This is a genomic window from Enterococcus ratti, from assembly GCF_001886195.1.
GTDB lineage: Bacteria > Bacillota > Bacilli > Lactobacillales > Enterococcaceae > Enterococcus_B > Enterococcus_B ratti.
The window spans coordinates 66,582-84,641 of record NZ_JXLB01000013.1 but is presented as its reverse complement, the minus strand read 5'-3'; the positions used below and the strand labels follow the sequence as shown (position 1 = coordinate 84,641).

The window sequence follows — 18,060 nt, the reverse complement described above, 5'->3', positions numbered from 1 at the left end:
GATGAATTTAATTCATCTGCTTTTTTTTTGCATAAATTAATAACTAATTTGTTATGGTGTTATAAACTATAATTTAGCATTGTATTTCATAATAAGATTCAAGTAGTTATTTTTTTCAGAGCGTATCTTGGCTCATTCTTTAGTTGTTAGGAAAATTATAAATATTTGTAAAAGATTTTTACTGTGAATAATTAAAAGACTCCAAACAACATAAACAATCTTTTTAGTTGTTTGGAGCTTAATTTGAATGAAAAACTATTTGGGATGTTATTCTAATAAATTATTGACAATTTTTATATGTTATCTTGATTGTCATTTTAAATATTTCACAATGTTCTTTGCTATCTTGCTTCAACTTGTGTCCATTCATTGCGTTTTTCTAAAAATTCTCGTGCTAATGCTTGAGCTCCTTCTAGTGTGTGACTAGCTGCCCAACCACATTGCTTTTCGTTGCTTGCAGGAACTTCTGTGGCTTCTAGTACGTCTTTCATTGTTTTTTCTAAGACATCTAAAATATCTTCATAACTTTCATGGTTCAACACGGTTAAATAAAAACCAGTTTGACAACCCATAGGAGACCAGTCAACAATATAGTCTGCATGGTTACGAATCAATTCGGCAGTTAAGTGTTCTAAAGAATGTAAGCTTGCCATCTCCATGTGCTCTTTATTTGGTTGTTTAAAACGTACATCATATTTAATGATAACATCTCCGTGTTCGCCTGTTTTTTTGTCAGCTACTCGAACATAAGGTGCTTTTACTTTTGTGTGATCAAGATTAAAACTTTCTACATTCATTTTCATGTGTGTTTACTCCTCACGATTAGTAATTTTTTTGTTTATAGAAACAAAGAAAATATTGTTTTCCTTGAAACTTTCTATACACAAATGTCATTCACTTAGATTCTATCACTTATTTCTTCATAGGTGTAGCAATCTGAAATGAATTTTATCTTTTCTTTCATTGTTTTGCGATTTGTCTTTCAAAGAACAATTAGGGAAGTTTTAGATGAGGAAAAGCCATAGTTTACTTGTCTTTTATTTAAAGATTCAATAATTCATTTTTTTAAAAGGGTTCTTTTCAGCTCACTTGATATCTCACATTGTCATATAATTGATGGTTGAAAGTAGTACAAAATAATGAGAAAATAGCAGATGAAAATTTAAAAATAGATAATTTCCTAGTTTTCTACGCGCTTGTCTGATACAATGAAGTTGATTATGATTAAGATAAAAGGAGCAAAAATAATGATTTCAGCAAGTGATTTAAGAGCCGGTATGACATTTGTTCAAGACGGTAAACTAATTAAAGTTTTAGAAGCAAGTCATCATAAACCTGGTAAGGGAAATACAGTAATGCGTATGAAATTAAAAGATGTTCGCTCAGGAGCAACGTATGATACAACTTTTAGACCAGAAGAAAAATTTGAAAAAGCTCACATTGATACGAAACCTGTTCAATATCTATATACAATGGATGATACAGCATTTTTTATGGATCTTGAAACATATGAACAATATGAAATTCCAGTGGAAACAGTGGAAGAAGAAATGAAGTATATTTTAGAAAATATGGAAGTAAAAATTCAATTTTTTGGCAGTGAAGTAATTGGGGTACAATTACCAACAACTGTTGTCTTACGTGTAGTTGAAACACAGCCTTCCATTAAAGGCGCAACAGTTACTGGTTCAGGTAAACCAGCGACAATGGAAACAGGCTTAGTAGTCAATGTTCCTGACTTTATTGAAACAGATGAATTACTTGAAATTAACACAGCAGAAGGTTCATATGTGAAACGGGCTGCTAAATAGCGAGTAAAATTTCGGAATAAAGACTCTCAGTTGAAACCAATAAATGGTTATCAATTGAGTGTCTTTTTTATCATTACTTTTACAATCTTTTATGATGAGCATTTAATAGGCATTGATAATTGATACAAAGTCGTTTCAAAATCATTATAACGACAAAAATAAATCACCGTATATTTGTTGGGGCTACCTTCTTATTAAGCAGGGGAAAAGCACGCATGCCGTTCTAGTAAGTTATCGGAGCTGTCAAAAGCAAAGCTGTTCACTGAATTAGAAACAGATGATTTGTTTTTCTTGAAACGAACAATTGAAAATTAGTTTACCAAGTGGATCAAATAAAAGCAGCTGTACCCACAACCACCAATGATCTAATGATCAAAGAAGGAAAAGATTTGGTTACTTTGCTCATTTGTACGTGGATATCAAATTTCTTATAACGAGCAAAGTTTGAAGAAAACGTCCATAAAGTAAGTAAAGAAAAGAACATGCACGTATTTTTTCATTGTGGTTGGGTTTATTGGAGTGATTATTGGTGGTATTATCTTTTTTATTTGCTATTTTGAACATTAAGGTTTAAAATAGTTTTTGAAACTAGATGATAAAGTTTTATAAACGGCATATCACAGATTAATAAGAATAGAAACATCAATGATCGGAGGAAATGCAAAAATGGAAGCAGAATTTAGCCGAAAATATCAAATTATCAATGAAGTATTAAATGCAGTTACTCATGGTATTGCAGCATTATTAAGTGTTAGCTGTTTTGATTTATTAATGCAAAGAGCGCAATCTACGCTGGATTATGTTGCTTTTCTTATTTATGGAAGTTCGTTGTTTTTACTATTTTTTACTTCTACGTTGTTCCATAGTTTAATTTTTACTAAAGCAAAGAAAATATTTCAAATATTTGATCATTGTTCGATCTACTTATTGATTGCAGGAACCTATACACCTTTTTGTTTATTGATTGTTCAAGGTTTTGCGGGTGTTTTATTGCTTAGTGTGATTTGGATAACTGCTGTTATTGGAATTATCTATAAATGTTTGACTTTATCAAAAGTTAGTCAAGTGTCTAAAGTGTCTACAATTATTTATAATGTGATGGGATGGGGAATTGTGATTGTCTTGCCTAAACTCTACCAAAACATCAATTTAATAGGATTAATTCTTTTAGTAGCGGGTGGTTTAGCTTATTCAATTGGTTCAATTTTTTATAGCATGAAAGACAAAAAGTTTACCCATGTTATCTGGCACTTATTTGTTATGTTAGGAGCAACATTAATGTTCTTAGCAGTGTACTTTGGTTATGTAATTTAAAGGGATCATTTGAATTTTAATTGATGTAACGAGCAAAAAGAGAGTTTGAGTGTCTCCTCGAATTCTCTTTTTGCTCGTTCAATTCGTTTGCGAGAAGCCAGTGTTGTTTTATCGTTTAGAAGACGTTTTCATTGATTTATAAAAAATCAAGTGTTATGTTTATATTGTTTAGAGTCATTCTAAATAATTGAACAAGGAGGGATTTAATGATGGATAAGACGAAAGTCGTGATTGTAGGTGCTTCACATGGCGGACACCAGTCTATTTTAGAATTACTTTCTAGATATGGTGAAGAAGTAGAGATCACATTATTTGAAGCGGGAGATTATGTTTCATTTATGTCTTGTGGGATGGAATTATACTTAGAGGATCAAGTGACAGATGTGAATGACGTACGAAATTTTAGACCGGAAAATTTTCCCCAATCAAATGTTCATATATTAAATAATCATGAAGTAAAAGCGATTCATGCTGACAAAAAAACAGTAACGGTTACTAGTCTTTTAGACAATAGTACAAAAGACTATGAATACGATAAATTGATTTTGAGTTCAGGAGTTAAGCCTAATTCTTTGCCTGTTCCGGGAAACGAATTAGAAAATGTTTATTTGATGCGCGGTTATGAATGGGCGACTAGAATTAAAGACAAAATATCTGATTCAAACATCAAAAACGTAGCTGTGATTGGTGCGGGCTATATTGGAATTGAAGCGGCTGAAGCGTTTCGAAAAGCTGGGAAAGAAGTGACATTGTTAGATGTGATCGATCGACCATTGGGAACATATTTAGATAAAGAAATGACTGATATTTTAGAAAAACATTTAAAAGAAAAGGGCATAAAAGTTGTAACGGGCGCAAAAATTACTGCTTTTACTGGAGAGCGTCAAGTAAGTGCTGTTCAAATTGCTAATGAAGAAATTCGTGCGGATTTAGTGATTCAAGCAGCAGGTGTAAAAGCCAATACGGAATGGTTAAAAGGTGTAGTGGATTTGGATGACCGAGGTTGGATTGTCACAAATGAGTATTTGCAAACAAATCTTCCAGATGTTTATGCAGTGGGAGACGCTACTTTGGTTTATTCGATACCGGCTTGTGCGAAAATGCCTATTGCATTAGCTACAGTGGCTAGAAGAGAAGCACGTTATGTGGTGAAACATTTATTTGAAAAAGTGCCAAGTGAACCGTTTGGTGGTGTAGTTGGTTCTTCGGCGTTAAGTGTTTTTGACTACCATTTTGCTGCGAGTGGCTTAAATAGTTTTACCGCAGAAAAAGCAGGAATAGCGGTTCGCACAGCATATTATGAAGATACTTTGCGACCTAAGTATGTTCCTGAAAAATATGGGAATACAAAAGTTTCAATTCAATTGTTTTTTGACCCGATGACCCATCAGATCCTTGGAGGGGCAGTTTTGTCTACTTATGATGTAACGGCTCAAGGGAATGTTTTAGCTTTAGCGATTCAACAAAAACTGACGATTGAAGATTTGGCAGAAGCGGACTTCTTCTTTCAGCCAGGATTTGACCGTCAATGGAGTTTGCTTAATCTTGCTGCCCAACAAGTATTGGGAGAAGAAGCGTTTGTGGAATAAACGTATTTTATACAAATTGACATAAAGAAGCCATAATAACAGCTTTAAATTGAGTATAGCGACGTGAATGAACAAAAAACGTTTGTTCAAAAACTTACTTTTAAACTCCTAATTCGTTTCGTATCCTTTGAAAGGACAAAGCAAAACAATTTGAACTTTTCCCTCAAAGTGTGTAGATGATAGAAATAATTTTTTTTAAATAAGCCATGATTGATGAGCTCTTTCTATCAATTTTGGCTTATTTTTGAAATTGAAGATTTTTCAACAGCAAGAAGTCGAAAATATTTCTTTGTTTTGGGTTCGTTTAACAATATTTAGAAGGTACTTTATCTTATTGATGCTTAGTGATTATATCCGTATTCTGTTCTTACTCTTTTCTTATTTCTTATTTCTTTTTCAATTGGTCGGTTTAGTTTGAAAATAATTGGTAAAAACTAAAAATGAGTTTTAGTGAGTCTTCAAAAGAATGAAAAGGCAAATTGAAGTTTAATATAGAAAATGATTGACTTCTTTCAAAAACAACTTTATACTAGGTACGTTCTTGTATCCGTTTGGAATGATTATTCAAAAATGACATAACATTCACAACTGAATACTGATTATTTAAGCTATTTTAGATAAGTTTGTGTCTATAAATGATCGGTGCAAACGTCACGGGTAGAATTTTTGTATCTATGATGGCTAGATGTTTGTGAGGACTGCTGCATAGATGAGAATCTATAGTGGCTTTTTTGTTTATTTAAAGCTACTGTAGATTTTTTATGGTGGCTTTTTTTATATATAACGGGAGAGCTAAACGTAACTGATTTAAAAAAAGCTGACATGTTCATTTATTGAGTTTTTGTACAAACTGTGTAAAAAAGTAAATGAATAAAGGTAAAAATAAAAAATAAAGGAAGTTATTCTATGATTTTAATGATGAAACAAGGGATCCAAAAAAGTGAATTATTACCTATAATTACACGTATCAAAGAAAAAGGGTTAGATGTGCAAATCAGTTATAGAAATGACCGCTTTGTAATAGGACTTTTAGGAGATTTTAAAGTAATTCGATCGGTTTCATTTGCAGAATATGACATTGTGGAACAGGTACTTCCGATAACTAATTCTTATAAATTGACCTCCCGTGAATTTCATCCACAAAATACGGTTGTTGATGTAGAAGGAATTAAAATTGGGGATGGCGGATTTGTCACGATGGCTGGTCCTTGTTCAGTCGAAGGAGAAGAGCAAATTATGGAAACTGCACGAATGGCTAAAGCAGGTGGTGCGAAAATTTTACGTGGTGGTGTGTATAAGCCAAGAACATCTCCTTATGCTTTTCAAGGGTTAGGAGAAAAAGGTCTAGAGATGATACGTAAAGCGGCAGATTGCTATGGGTTGAAAGTCATTACTGAAGTGATGGATGAAGCTCATATTGATGTTGTTTGTCAATATGCTGATATTCTTCAAATTGGTGCACGCAACATGCAAAATTATCGTTTATTAGAGGCTGTTGGAAAAACAGATAAACCAATTGGCTTAAAGCGTGGGATTTCCGGTACAATTGAAGAATGGTTGAATGCAGCTGAATACATTGCTGTTCAAAATAATTTCCGGATTATTTTTATTGAACGAGGAATCCGTACTTATGAAACGGCTACTAGAAATACCTTTGACTTAAGCGCAGTGCCGTTGATTAAAAAATTAAGTCATTTCCCAATCATCGTGGATCCAAGTCATGGAACTGGGATGTGGGATTTAGTTCGTCCGATGGCACGTGCAGGAGTTGCTAGTGGAGCTGATGGCATGATTGTAGAAATTCATCCTGATCCTGTTCATGCTTGGTCAGATGGGCAGCAATCTTTAAATGAGGAGAGCTATTTAAAGATGATGAAAGAAGTAGATTTTTTAGTTGAAGCGATGAAGAAGATCAACGCTTTATAGAAAAGAGGAACGTTTATGTTAGAAGTTGTTCTATCAGAAAAAAGCTATGAAATTATTATTCAACGGCATGCTTTAAAGAAAGTGGCTGAATGGATTCAAGGATTGTGGAAAGAAAAGAAAATTGTGCTTATTAGTGACGAAAATGTTTTTCCACTTTATGGACTACAGATTCAAAAACAATTAGAAAATTATTATGATGTTGTAAAATATGTTGTTCCAGCGAATGAGAAAAGTAAATCGCTTGAAATGGCTGCTAAGTTATATGATTTTCTAGCAAAAGAGCAATTTACGAGAAGTGACGGTGTAATTGCTTTGGGGGGAGGCGTAGTAGGTGATTTAGCTGGGTTTGTGGCATCTACTTATATGCGTGGCATTGCTTTTGTGCAAATTCCCACTTCTTTATTAGCACAAGTTGATTCGAGTATTGGTGGGAAAACGGCTGTCAATGCACCAGCTGCCAAAAATATGATTGGAACATTTGCACAGCCGGATGGGGTGTTGATTGATCCAGAAACACTGAACACTTTACCTGAAAAAAGGATTCAAGAAGGTATTGCAGAAGTCATTAAATGTGGGGCAATTAAAGATGAAAGTTTGTGGGATGATTTAATGAAATTTAATGATGTAGCGGATTTATTATCTCATAGTGAAACAGTGATTGAAAAAGCATTACGGGTGAAGAAAGTAGTAGTGGAAGAAGATGTGTTTGATCGAGGAAGCCGTTTGTGTTTAAATTTTGGTCACACGATAGGTCACGCAATTGAACAGATAGCAGGATATGGGCAAATCAGTCATGGAGAGGCAGTGGCTATCGGCATGGTGCAAATTAGTCGAAAGGCTGAAAAAAGAAATGAGATGCCTAAAGGAACGACTGCCAAACTTTGTGCTATGAATCAGAAGTATCATTTACCTATTTTCTATGAACCGTGGGATGAACAGGCATTATTTCAAGCGATTACTCATGATAAGAAAAATCGGGGGAAATATTTGAAAATTATTTTGTTGGAAAAAATTGGTCGGGCAAAGATTCAGTCGATACCAATTGAAATGATTAAAGATTATTTAGAAAAAGGTGAGTAAATGCGTTATTTAACTGCTGGAGAATCACATGGCTCCCAATTGACGGCAATTATTGAAGGAGTTCCTGCTGGATTAATGTTATCTATTGAAAAAATCAATCAGGAATTGGCTAGACGGCAAGGCGGTTATGGTCGTGGTGGTCGTATGAAAATTGAACAAGATCAGGTGGAAATTACATCAGGCGTAAGGCATGGAAAAACGTTAGGTTCTCCTATCACAATGACTGTGAAAAACAAAGATTGGAAAAACTGGCAGACGGTGATGTCTATTTCACCAGTTTCTGAAAAAGAAGCAAGCTTACGCCGTGTTGCAAAACCAAGACCCGGACATGCCGATTTAGTAGGAGGAATGAAGTACCAGCATCGAGATCTTAGAAATGTATTAGAGCGTTCTTCTGCAAGAGAAACTACAATGCGTGTAGCTATTGGAGCGTTGGCTAAGCAACTGCTAAGTTCGTTAGCGATAGAAGTGGCAGGGCATGTGGCTGTTCTTGGGGGAATTAAGGCAAAGATTCCACCAAAACTGTCAGTTGCGGCAATTAAGGAAAAAACGGCTATTTCCGCAGTGAATATGGTTGATTTAACGGTGGAGGATCAAGTGAAAACGTTAATAGATACAACGAAAAAAGTAGGAGATACGCTGGGCGGTATTGTAGAGGTACGAGTTGAAAATGTTCCAGCGGGGTTAGGAAGTTATGTTCAATGGGATAAAAAGTTAGATGGCAAATTAGCTCAAGCTATGCTAAGTATCAACGCGTTTAAAGGTGTGGAATTTGGTATTGGTTTTGAAGCAGCTTCTTTGCTAGGCTCAGAAGTAATGGATGAGATTATTTGGAATAAAAAAGGCTACCAAAGAAAAAGCAATCATTTAGGTGGATTTGAAGGTGGAATGACCAATGGAGAGCCCCTCATTATTCGAGGAGTAATGAAACCCATTCCTACTTTATATAAACCGTTAATGAGTGTGAACATTGATACTAAAGAACCTTATAAAGCCAGTGTAGAGCGTTCGGATATTACGGCTGTTCCCGCTGCATCAGTCGTTGCGGAACATGTGATTGCAACAACCATTGCTATGGAGCTTCTTGATTATTTTCCAGCAGATAATATGCAGGAATTAAAAAAAGCAGTAGAAAATCATCGTAAAATGATCCGATCATTTTAAATGGAGGCTGTTATGAAAACAATGAAATTATTAACAACTCAAAACGGGGTTAATGGAGAAGTTGTACTTTCTGCGGATAAATCAATTTCTCATCGTAGTATCATGTTTGGCGCCATCAGTCAGGGAACAACGATTGTTAATCATTTCTTAAAAGCTGAAGATTGTTTACGTACAATTGCAGTATTTCAACAATTAGGGGTAAATATTACAGAAGAAAACGAGCGGATTATAATTAAAGGAAAAGGTTTTGAAGCGTTAACTGCTCCGAATAAGCGATTAGATGCAGGAAATTCTGGTACGACCATACGTTTAGTGTTAGGAATTTTAGCAGGTAGACCCTTTACTTGTGAAATTGCCGGTGATCGTTCGTTAAATCTTCGACCCATGGAGCGCGTCATCTATCCGTTACGTGAGATGGGAGCAGAATTACAAGGAATTGAACGGTCAGATTTTCCTCCTATTCGAGTGACTGGAAAAGATTTGCAGGGTATCGAGTATTCCATGCCGATTGCTAGTGCACAAGTAAAATCGGCCCTTCTTTTTGCTGCTTTGCAGGCTCATGGGGAAACCATCCTTATTGAAAAAGAAAAATCAAGGAACCATACTGAAGAAATGATTAAACAATTTGGTGGAAAGATTAAAGTGGAAGGTAAAAAAATTTTAATAGATGGACCGCAAAATTTAATTGGTCAAGAAATAACTATTCCCGGGGATATTTCATCTGCTGCATTTTACTTAGTGGCTGCAAGTATTTTACCTAATAGTGAAATATTATTAAAACAAGTGGGAATTAATCCCACACGTACAGGAATTATTGATGTACTGCTACAAATGGGTGCGGTGATTGAAAAACAACGAATTAATGAGAAAAACCAAGCCGCGGATTTAATTGTCCGATCTGCTTCATTGAACGCTTGTGAAGTTTCAGGAGCAATTATCCCACGTATAATCGATGAATTACCAATTCTTGCATTAGCAGCTACTCAAGCAACAGGTACTACAATAATTCGCGATGCAAAAGAATTAAAAGTTAAAGAAACCAATCGGATTGTTGCGGTTGCAGAAGAATTAACTAAAATGGGTGCGACGATTGAAGCGACAGAAGATGGCTGGATTATTCAAGGACCAACTCTTTTACATGGAGCTAAAGTGAATAGCCATGGGGATCATCGAATTGGCATGATGCTCCAAATAGCCGCTTTATTGACAGATGAACCAGTAGAATTGATCAATCCGGACGTAATAAATATCTCTTATCCGTCTTTTTTTACTGATTTATCGAAACTAATCAAGGAGGGGTCTAAATGAAACCAATCATTTTGATTGGGTTTATGGGTGCTGGCAAAACAACAATTAGCAAAAAATTGGCACAGCAACTGGGAAAAAATGTCCTTGATATGGATGAGCAGTTGATTAATCGTTTAGGGTGCTCGATTGCTCAATATTTTTCTACTGCTGGTGAAGCTGCTTTTCGCTTACAGGAAACAAATCTTCTAAAGGAATTTTTGAAAAAAGAGGGGATAATTGCTACAGGTGGAGGGACTATATTATCGAAAGAAAATCAGAAGCTATTAAAAGATCATCAAGTCGTCTATTTAAAAGGCAAAGCAGAAATTCTAATTGAACGAATCCGACAAGATCAAGAAACTATCCGCCCTTTAGCTTTAAAAAACAGTGATTTGGAATTAAAAAAATTGTTGTTAGAACGAAGAAAATGGTATGAGAGACTAGCAAAAATTACGATAGATACTTCAAAAAAATCACCAGAAGAAATTACCGAAGAGATTATAGAACAGCTGGAAAATCAAGGAGTTTAATAATTTAGTAACCCATTAAAAGAAAAATTTAGCTTATGTTTAGGAAAAAATAATTCATTGTGATGAAGGGTGGATAATTGATTAAACAAGAAAAAAATGTTCATTTGTTCTTGAAAATTCTATGAACGAGAGGCTATCTTTTTTGATAAAAAGTGAAGAGTTGCTTGGATTGAACGTTTTCAGACTTTTAGTATCTGTTGATATCTTGAACAGTAGTTGTTTTGTTCATTAATTATAGCGTGTTTTTCTTTTTGCTTGTGTTGAGTTATTTATTCTGTCTATTTTGGCAAATAATGGATAAGTACGTTTCCTATAAATAATGCTTTAACTCAATCAAATAAAAATAGACAATCGTAGAAATTTTTCTACGATTGTCTATTTTTAATATAAACCCTATTTTTTAATTAGAAAGTAGATATAAATAGTTGTTTCCTGATTGGAATTGAGAAGCATTTGTATGTAAATGACTGTCATCAAAAATTTGATAAGAATCATTTTTAGCTTTACAAAGTTCTTTTATTTTTCGTATAGTGTGGGTGCCTTCAACTAAGACTCCGAAATCATATTCACAGGAATAATTGTAAACTACGGCAGAAGGGTGCTTAGTAATGCCCATCTCCCGAGCAATTTTTTGATCAGAGAAAAATACTTCTTTGACAAATTCAGATTGGCGATCTTCTTTGAACATTGCAATATCGCCTCCGACTTGTGCAAAAAGAGTTTCAGCGAGTTCTGAAGAATAAGGAATTTTGTGGCAGCCTACAGCTTCTTGGAGCTTAAACAAGAACTGACGGCCTTTTTTCTTACCTTGAAACTGTGCGGCTTTGCAGTCTAGTGCAGCAGAATAAGTGGTTGAAAATAAATGATTACGTGCAGCTAGATTTTTTTGAGAAATTCTGTTGTGTTGCATGACATCCCCAATTGTCCGCAAATTAACTAAAGGAAGGAAACGAAACTGCATCTTTTCTTTTGATCGCTTTCCATATTCTTCTTCAATAAATTGTAATAACTGTTGTTCTAATTTGAAACAGTTTTTCCCCAATGGATTAACAAATAGATAAATTTCGATCATATGAATCTCCCCCAAAATAGATTCTATACAACTCGTGAATTCTTTTATTCACAACGTATAACTTAACAGAAAAATGACAAAAAATGAACTCAAGCGTCTTGTGAAAATGATAGAACTTTAATTTTTTGCCTCTAGCATTCGTTGAATTTTATTTTTAGCGGGTCGATAAGGAAAAGAAAACCCTTTTAAAAGTGTTAAGAATGCTGATTTACCAAAGAATGGATCAGTTACTTCTAATTCCAATTCAAAATCATGTAGATGTTCTCCAAAACTTTCATCAATCGCCAAAATGCCTTCATCAATGTGAACTTCTGCACGTTTTGTTGTGATTTCTCCTATTTTGTTTAAGTCATCAATTTTAATCGACAGTTTCAACAGTTTTTGAAAGACAGCGCCGTTGCGAGGCAACTGTTGCTGTTTCATTAAAGAAAGAGCTTCTTCTTTTTTTAAAGTTTCTGTCGTTTCGAGTTTGCCTTCATTCGTGGGCGTTTTTAAAGTATACTCTGCGTATGTATCAAACAATCGGATGCGCAGCCCACAGTTTTTTTTTGCTAGTTGTGCATCTAAGGTGTCAAAATAATTGTTTGTTTGAACCGTAAAGTCATCAGTTTTTAAGTGATAATACTGAATTAAGTGTATATATTCTTTTTGAGTCAATATTGATTTATATTCAATTTCTAATATTTCAGACATATGTACTCCCCCCCTTTTATTTATTCTGCCTAAAATTTTTGCTTTGGTCAATACAAAAAGCTAAGAGGCACGAAAAAACTTTATTTATATGGTAAAATAAAAAAGAATGTTAACAAAGTAGAGGGAGCAGCTATGGAACGAAATTGGGAAGAATTTTTAGCACCGTACGAACAAACTGTGTCAGAATTAAAAGTGAAATTACGTGGGATACGCAAGCAATTTAGAGAACAAAATCGCCATGTTCCAATTGAATTTGTTACGGGACGAGTAAAACCAGTAGAAAGTATTATTACAAAGTCACAGCTGCGTCATATCCCAATGGGGCGTTTAGAAGAAGAAATGTCTGATATTGCTGGATTGAGAATCATGTGTCAGTTTGTAGAAGATATTCATCAAGTGGTGGACATTATCCGCAAAAGAAAAGATATGAAAGTCATACAAGAGCGAGACTACATTACAAACAAAAAAGCAAGCGGCTACCGTTCCTATCATTTAGTAATTGAATATCCTGTTCAACTAATTAGTGGTGAAAAGAAAATTTTAGCAGAAATTCAAATTCGAACATTAGCAATGAATTTTTGGGCAACAATTGAACATTCATTGAATTATAAGTATCAAGGAGTATTTCCGGAAGAAATGAGTGAGAGGTTGCAGCGTGCAGCAGAAGCGGCATATCAATTAGATGAAGAAATGTCTAATATCCGAGAAGAAATTCAAGAAGCTCAACGCTTGTTTTCTCATGGCAGAGGAAAAGGTGATGATGCTTATTATCGAACGATTTTAAATAGAAAAAAGGAAAATGAGGGGAATGCCGATGAAAGTAGCAATCGTTCATAACCAAGAAAGAAAAACAGTTAAAGCTACCGAACGGTTGAAAAATCTTTTATCACAGGCAGGTATTCAAATCAATGAACAGCAACCAGAATTAGTGATATCTGTAGGAGGAGACGGTACGCTATTGTCTGCTTTTCATCGTTATAGTCATTTGTTAAATGAAGTTCGTTTTCTAGGAGTACACACGGGGCATCTAGGATTTTATACTGATTGGCGTGATTATGAATTAGAAGAACTGGTAGCCAGTTTGCAGACGACTCGTGAACAAAGTGTCAGTTATCCTTTATTGGACGTACGAATTTGCTATTTGAATAATAAAAAAGCCCAGCATTTTTTTGCTTTGAATGAATCGACGATTAAACGAGCCAATCGCACAATGGTCGCAGATGTGTATATCAAAAATGAACTATTTGAAAGTTTTAGAGGGGATGGGTTGGCTGTGTCTACACCAACGGGTTCGACTGCTTATAATAAAAGTATTGGCGGTGCAGTCATCCACCCTAGCATCAATGCCTTTCAATTAGCAGAAATTGCTTCATTAAATAATCGCGTTTTTCGAACGTTGGGCTCGCCTATGGTCATTGCCCAAGATGAGTGGATAGAAATTAAATTGGAAAATACGGAGGATTATCTTGTGACAGTTGATCAATTAGCTATTACTGAATTGAATATTCAGTCTGTTTATTATCGAATTGCTAAAGAGCGAATTCATTTTGCTTCTTATCGTCATATGCATTTTTGGCATCGTGTAAAAGACTCCTTTATTGGCGAGGGGTAACATGGAATTTGTGTGGACTTATGAGAAACAACAACCGCAACAAGTGAAATATTTTTTAAAGGAAAAGGGAGTTTCTAAAGGACTATTAGCTAGAATAAAGTTTCAAGGTGGAGAAATCAAAGTAAATGGGAAAATCGAAAATGTCTTGTTTTCTTTAACTTATAATGATAAGGTAACCATTGTGATTCCTGCTGAAGGAGAGCATGAAACGGTTCTTTTAGATGAGACGCCGATTGATATTGTTTATGAAGACGAGCATCTTTTAGTCGTTAATAAGCCAGCTGGTATTTCTTCTATTCCTGCGCAATATCATCCCAATAAAACGATGGCAAATCGAGTAAAAGCTTATTATAAAAAGCAAGGATATGAAAATCAAGTGATTCATGTTGTTACTCGGTTAGATAGAGATACCTCTGGGTTAATGCTTTTTGCAAAACATGGTTTTGCTCATGCTAAATTAGATAGCCAGCTGCGGGAAAAAAAAGTGATTAAAAAATACCAAGCGCTTGTAAGCGGCAGCTTAAATAAATTACAAACACACGGCTGGGTTGATTTGCCGATTGCTAGAGATTCTTCTTCTTTGCTCAAGCGTATGGTTTCTTCGTTAGGACAAAGTGCGCAAACTGAGTATTGGATAGAAAAGCAAATGGATGAGGTAGCATTGGTGGATATCCAGCTGCATACAGGAAGAACCCATCAGATTAGAGTCCATTTTTCTGAGATAGGTTGTGCGCTTTTAGGAGATGAAATGTATGGTGGGCGTATGGACCTTGGCATTACACGGCAGGCGCTACATTGCTACGATTTACGATTTTATCATCCCTTTACACAAGAATTATTGGAATTTAAGCAGTCTGTAGCAAAAGATATGGCAACGGTTCTCCAGTATTTTAAAGATTAGGGTGAGGTGAGATTGGTTTGGATGAAAATCAAGAATTAGAGGAGCGATTTGCCCAGTTACTGTGGGATTTAAGAGAAAATAATATTCAGGAATTTAGAAATAGTTTCTTGGAAATGCATATTTATGAACAAGGGCAATTTTATCAAGCACTGAATGAAGAGGATCGCCAACTGATCTATTCTTACCTGTCTCCTAAAGAATTAGCGGATATGTTTGATGTCATTGAAGAAGATAATGAACATATGAAAGAGTATTTAGCTGAAATGCGACCTAGTTATGCAGCCGAAATGCTTTCAGAAATGTATACGGACAATGCAGTAGATTTATTAAATACGTTAGATAAAAAACAAATTGCAAAATATTTAAGTTTGATGACTACTGATGCTGCAAGTGAAATTAAAGAATTGCTGCATTATGAAGATGAAACAGCTGGGGCTATTATGACCACTGAGTTTGTTTCAATTGTAGCCAATCAAACAGTTCGCTCTGCTATGTATGTGTTGAAAAATGAAGCAGACGTAGCAGAAACAATTTATTACATTTACGTTGTAAATCAAGAAGGACAGTTAGTGGGAGTCATTTCTTTACGTGATTTGATCGTTAATGATGATGATGCGATGATTTCTGAATTAATGAGTGAACGGGTGATATCCGTCCATGTTGGAGATGACCAAGAAGACGTTGCGCAAACATTTCGTGATTATGACTTTTTAGCCTTGCCAGTTACGGATTACGATGATCATTTGTTAGGAATTGTAACAGTTGATGATATTATTGATGTCATCGATGATGAAGCGGCAAGCGACTATTCTGGTTTAGCTGGGGTCAATGTTGAGGAAATTGATGAAAATCCGGTTAAAGCAGCTGCAAGACGACTTCCTTGGTTAATTACCCTTTTATTTTTAGGCATGTCGACGGCTTCTCTTATCAGTCACTATGAGGCATTAGTAAATGAAGCGAGCATCTTAGCAGTCTTTATCTCCTTGATTACTGGAACGGCAGGAAATGCAGGAACACAGTCATTGGCGGTTGCTGTTCGGCGTTTAGCGATTTCTGATGACAAAAATGCGGGTTTTATTCGCTTAGTTTTAGCGGAAGTTTTAACGGGTTTAGTAACAGGTTTAGTAACAGGAGCAACTATTTTTTTGATCGTTGGAATTTGGAAGCATAATTTTATTTTAGGATTTGTTATTGGTATGGCGATGCTGTTTGCTATTACCGTAGCAAATTTAGCCGGTAGTTTGATTCCTATGTTAATGGATCGCCTTGGATTTGATCCAGCTGTGGCTAGCGGTCCGTTTATCACAACGTTAAGTGATTTAACTAGTGTGTTGATCTACTTTAATATTGCTTCGTTATTTATGGAATATTTTATGTAAATGTGGAACAATAGGAAGCTATAAAAACGAGCATCATCAAAAAAAGATGAATGGATCGTTCTTCTTAAAATAAAAAATTAATTTTAAGAAATAAACCGGAAAACTCGAAAATTATTTTTCTTTTTTCAGGATTTTTCGGCAATTTTTTAAAGAAAAGTTATTTGTTTCGTGTCTATTTAATAAATGGTAGGCAAAGAGTTAATTTAATCGTATATAGTGATAAATTAGAAAAGAAAAACGCATAGTTAATTTTTATTTGAAAAATAATTTTTAAACTATCTGATTCATATTGAGGAATAAATAGATTTTCTAGTATTTTGTAGGAACGCTTAAACGTTCATTTAGTTTATTTTTTATTAATTCGTTAATCAACAACTACATCCGCTTTTGATTTTAATGCTCGTAATGAAGAAATTTCCTTGTTTCTTAAGGCAATTTTTTTAGTCGAGGAAGGTCAACTTTTGTATGTTTATCATTAGAAGCATACAAGATATCTATCGTTTTTAAATATCGAGTTTTATTTTGGAATTATCTTTTATGATTAGATTTTCTATTGAACCTCTCTTGACTTCAGTTAAGAGAGGTTCAAAGGCTTTATGTTGTAGCATACGGATTCGTCTTTTCAATAATTTTTATATGATTATCATCAGTGATTTGTTTTAATCATTGTTTAACAGACCTGTCTATTTGGCTAAACAAAATATCCTGTCTGTATTTTACACACTAAATTATGATGAAACAGAATAGACGTAACCATGCCCATAGTGGATTTCCAACATATAAAAAACACTTCTTAAAGATTTTAACAGACATTTTTAGTAATATCCATTTAATAGGTATTTTAATAATATGTCGATTGAACATCAGTCGGTTGGTTAATTATATAGCTATACTTCAATAAAAGTTGATTTCCCTATACGATTAAAGTTGTAAGTATTCTCGGCTTTTGAAAAACCTCTTTAATCAAATGAGATGATTTTTGTTCCGTGAGCCTCATTAACTCCTAATTCTTTTACAACGGTATTTAAGTTGGTATCATTGATTTTTCCTCCCGGCAAAATAATCAGTCGGTTGTTAGCGTAAGCGATTAATTTTTTTAAATATTCAAAATGTTCTTCGATTGGTCTGTCTGCCTCTCCACCATGTGTTAAGATACGATCGATACCGTGCTTAGCTAACCAATCGATTGCTTCAAATTGTCGTTTTTTCGGAATACTGTCAAACGCCATATGAAAGGTAATTTGTAGACCTTCTGAAGTGTCAATTAACAACTCCATTGCTTCTTCATCAATCCAACCTGAAGGAGTCAATCCTCCGATCACAACACCATCTGTTCCTAATTTTTTTGCTTCGATTAAATCTGTATGCATGATTTTTAATTCACTATCATTGTAAACAAAATCACCGCCTCGTGGTCGAATCATCGTCATCACCGGAACTTTTTTTTCATGGGCATAGTTTAACGTTTCTTCTATGACGCCCGTACTGGGAGTAGTTCCGCCTACAGCTAAGTTATCGCATAATTCAATTCTATTTGCGCCTTTTGCAATGGCTAGAGGAATAGAAGTATAGTTTTCTGCACAAAATTCTTTGATCATTTTTTTCTCCTTTATTATTTACCATTTCTTAAAAAATTGTAACATATTTTTGATAGTTGCTAAAGTTTAGTTGAAACGGTAAGATGAAAGAAGGATAAAGTAAT

16 protein-coding genes are annotated in these 18,060 nt (G+C 34.7%); 12 read left to right on the top strand and 4 right to left on the bottom strand.

Annotation, left to right across the window (positions count from 1 at the left end; genetic code table 11):
* Window positions 1-341: 341 nt before the first annotated feature.
* Window positions 342-803, bottom strand: a complete 462-nt coding sequence (locus RV14_RS07785; RefSeq protein ID WP_071855713.1) for an S-ribosylhomocysteine lyase — start codon at window positions 801-803, stop codon at window positions 342-344.
* Window positions 804-1,247: 444 nt separating this feature from the next.
* On the opposite strand from RV14_RS07785, the gene efp reads away from it, so the two are divergent.
* From efp to RV14_RS07745, 8 genes are all read left to right on the top strand, one after another.
* Window positions 1,248-1,811 carry an elongation factor P gene (gene efp, locus RV14_RS07780; protein WP_071855712.1) on the top strand — a complete coding sequence of 188 codons (564 nt, stop codon included), beginning with the start codon at window positions 1,248-1,250 and terminating at the stop codon, window positions 1,809-1,811.
* Between the two features lie 666 nt (window positions 1,812-2,477).
* Complete coding sequence (trhA, locus tag RV14_RS07775) at window positions 2,478-3,125, top strand: PAQR family membrane homeostasis protein TrhA (protein WP_071855711.1); 648 nt, start codon at window positions 2,478-2,480, stop codon at window positions 3,123-3,125.
* A 209-nt stretch (window positions 3,126-3,334) separates the two neighbouring features.
* Entirely contained in the window at window positions 3,335-4,714 is a 1,380-nt protein-coding gene (locus tag RV14_RS07770; RefSeq protein ID WP_071855717.1) for an FAD-dependent oxidoreductase, read from the top strand.
* A 906-nt stretch (window positions 4,715-5,620) separates the two neighbouring features.
* Window positions 5,621-6,640, top strand: coding sequence for a 3-deoxy-7-phosphoheptulonate synthase (gene aroF, locus RV14_RS07765; protein WP_071855710.1), 1,020 nt, complete (start codon window positions 5,621-5,623; stop codon window positions 6,638-6,640).
* Between the two features lie 15 nt (window positions 6,641-6,655).
* The gene (gene aroB / locus RV14_RS07760; RefSeq protein WP_071855709.1) at window positions 6,656-7,720 is read left to right on the top strand and encodes a 3-dehydroquinate synthase; all 1,065 of its coding nucleotides are present in this window, start codon (window positions 6,656-6,658) and stop codon (window positions 7,718-7,720) included.
* Window positions 7,721-8,884: a chorismate synthase gene (aroC, locus tag RV14_RS07755; RefSeq protein ID WP_071855708.1), complete on the top strand. Its 1,164-nt coding sequence runs from the start codon at window positions 7,721-7,723 to the stop codon at window positions 8,882-8,884.
* A 21-nt stretch (window positions 8,885-8,905) separates the two neighbouring features.
* A complete protein-coding gene (gene aroA / locus RV14_RS07750) occupies window positions 8,906-10,192 on the top strand; it encodes a 3-phosphoshikimate 1-carboxyvinyltransferase (protein WP_071855716.1) in 1,287 nt (428 codons plus the stop codon).
* On the top strand, window positions 10,189-10,701 hold the full coding sequence (locus RV14_RS07745) for a shikimate kinase (protein ID WP_071855707.1): 513 nt from the start codon (window positions 10,189-10,191) through the stop codon (window positions 10,699-10,701). Before aroA ends, RV14_RS07745 begins: the two co-directional genes overlap by 4 nt.
* 400 nt (window positions 10,702-11,101) lie before the next feature.
* On the opposite strand, the gene RV14_RS07740 is transcribed toward RV14_RS07745, so the two are convergent.
* Together RV14_RS07740 and RV14_RS07735 are read right to left on the bottom strand one after the other, a co-directional pair.
* On the bottom strand, window positions 11,102-11,773 hold the full coding sequence (locus tag RV14_RS07740; RefSeq protein ID WP_071855706.1) for a ClpXP adapter SpxH family protein: 672 nt from the start codon (window positions 11,771-11,773) through the stop codon (window positions 11,102-11,104).
* Window positions 11,774-11,890: 117 nt separating this feature from the next.
* Window positions 11,891-12,466, bottom strand: coding sequence for a CYTH domain-containing protein (locus RV14_RS07735; RefSeq protein WP_071855705.1), 576 nt, complete (start codon window positions 12,464-12,466; stop codon window positions 11,891-11,893).
* Window positions 12,467-12,598: 132 nt separating this feature from the next.
* On the opposite strand from RV14_RS07735, the gene yjbM reads away from it, so the two are divergent.
* From yjbM to mgtE, 4 genes are read left to right on the top strand one after another with little or no spacing between them, the layout of a single operon-like run.
* Window positions 12,599-13,303 (top strand): GTP diphosphokinase, encoded by a 705-nt coding sequence (gene yjbM / locus RV14_RS07730; protein ID WP_071855704.1) that lies wholly within the window; start codon window positions 12,599-12,601, stop codon window positions 13,301-13,303.
* Window positions 13,281-14,078: an NAD kinase gene (locus RV14_RS07725; RefSeq protein WP_071855703.1), complete on the top strand. Its 798-nt coding sequence runs from the start codon at window positions 13,281-13,283 to the stop codon at window positions 14,076-14,078. Before yjbM ends, RV14_RS07725 begins: the two co-directional genes overlap by 23 nt.
* A 1-nt stretch (window position 14,079) precedes the next feature.
* Window positions 14,080-14,979: an RluA family pseudouridine synthase gene (locus tag RV14_RS07720; protein ID WP_071855702.1), complete on the top strand. Its 900-nt coding sequence runs from the start codon at window positions 14,080-14,082 to the stop codon at window positions 14,977-14,979.
* A gap of 17 nt (window positions 14,980-14,996) precedes the next feature.
* Entirely contained in the window at window positions 14,997-16,358 is a 1,362-nt protein-coding gene (mgtE, locus tag RV14_RS07715) for a magnesium transporter (protein WP_071855701.1), read from the top strand.
* Between the two features lie 959 nt (window positions 16,359-17,317).
* On the opposite strand, the gene RV14_RS07710 is transcribed toward mgtE, so the two are convergent.
* Entirely contained in the window at window positions 17,318-17,956 is a 639-nt protein-coding gene (locus RV14_RS07710) for a copper homeostasis protein CutC (RefSeq protein WP_071855700.1), read from the bottom strand.
* Window positions 17,957-18,060: the final 104 nt, after the last annotated feature.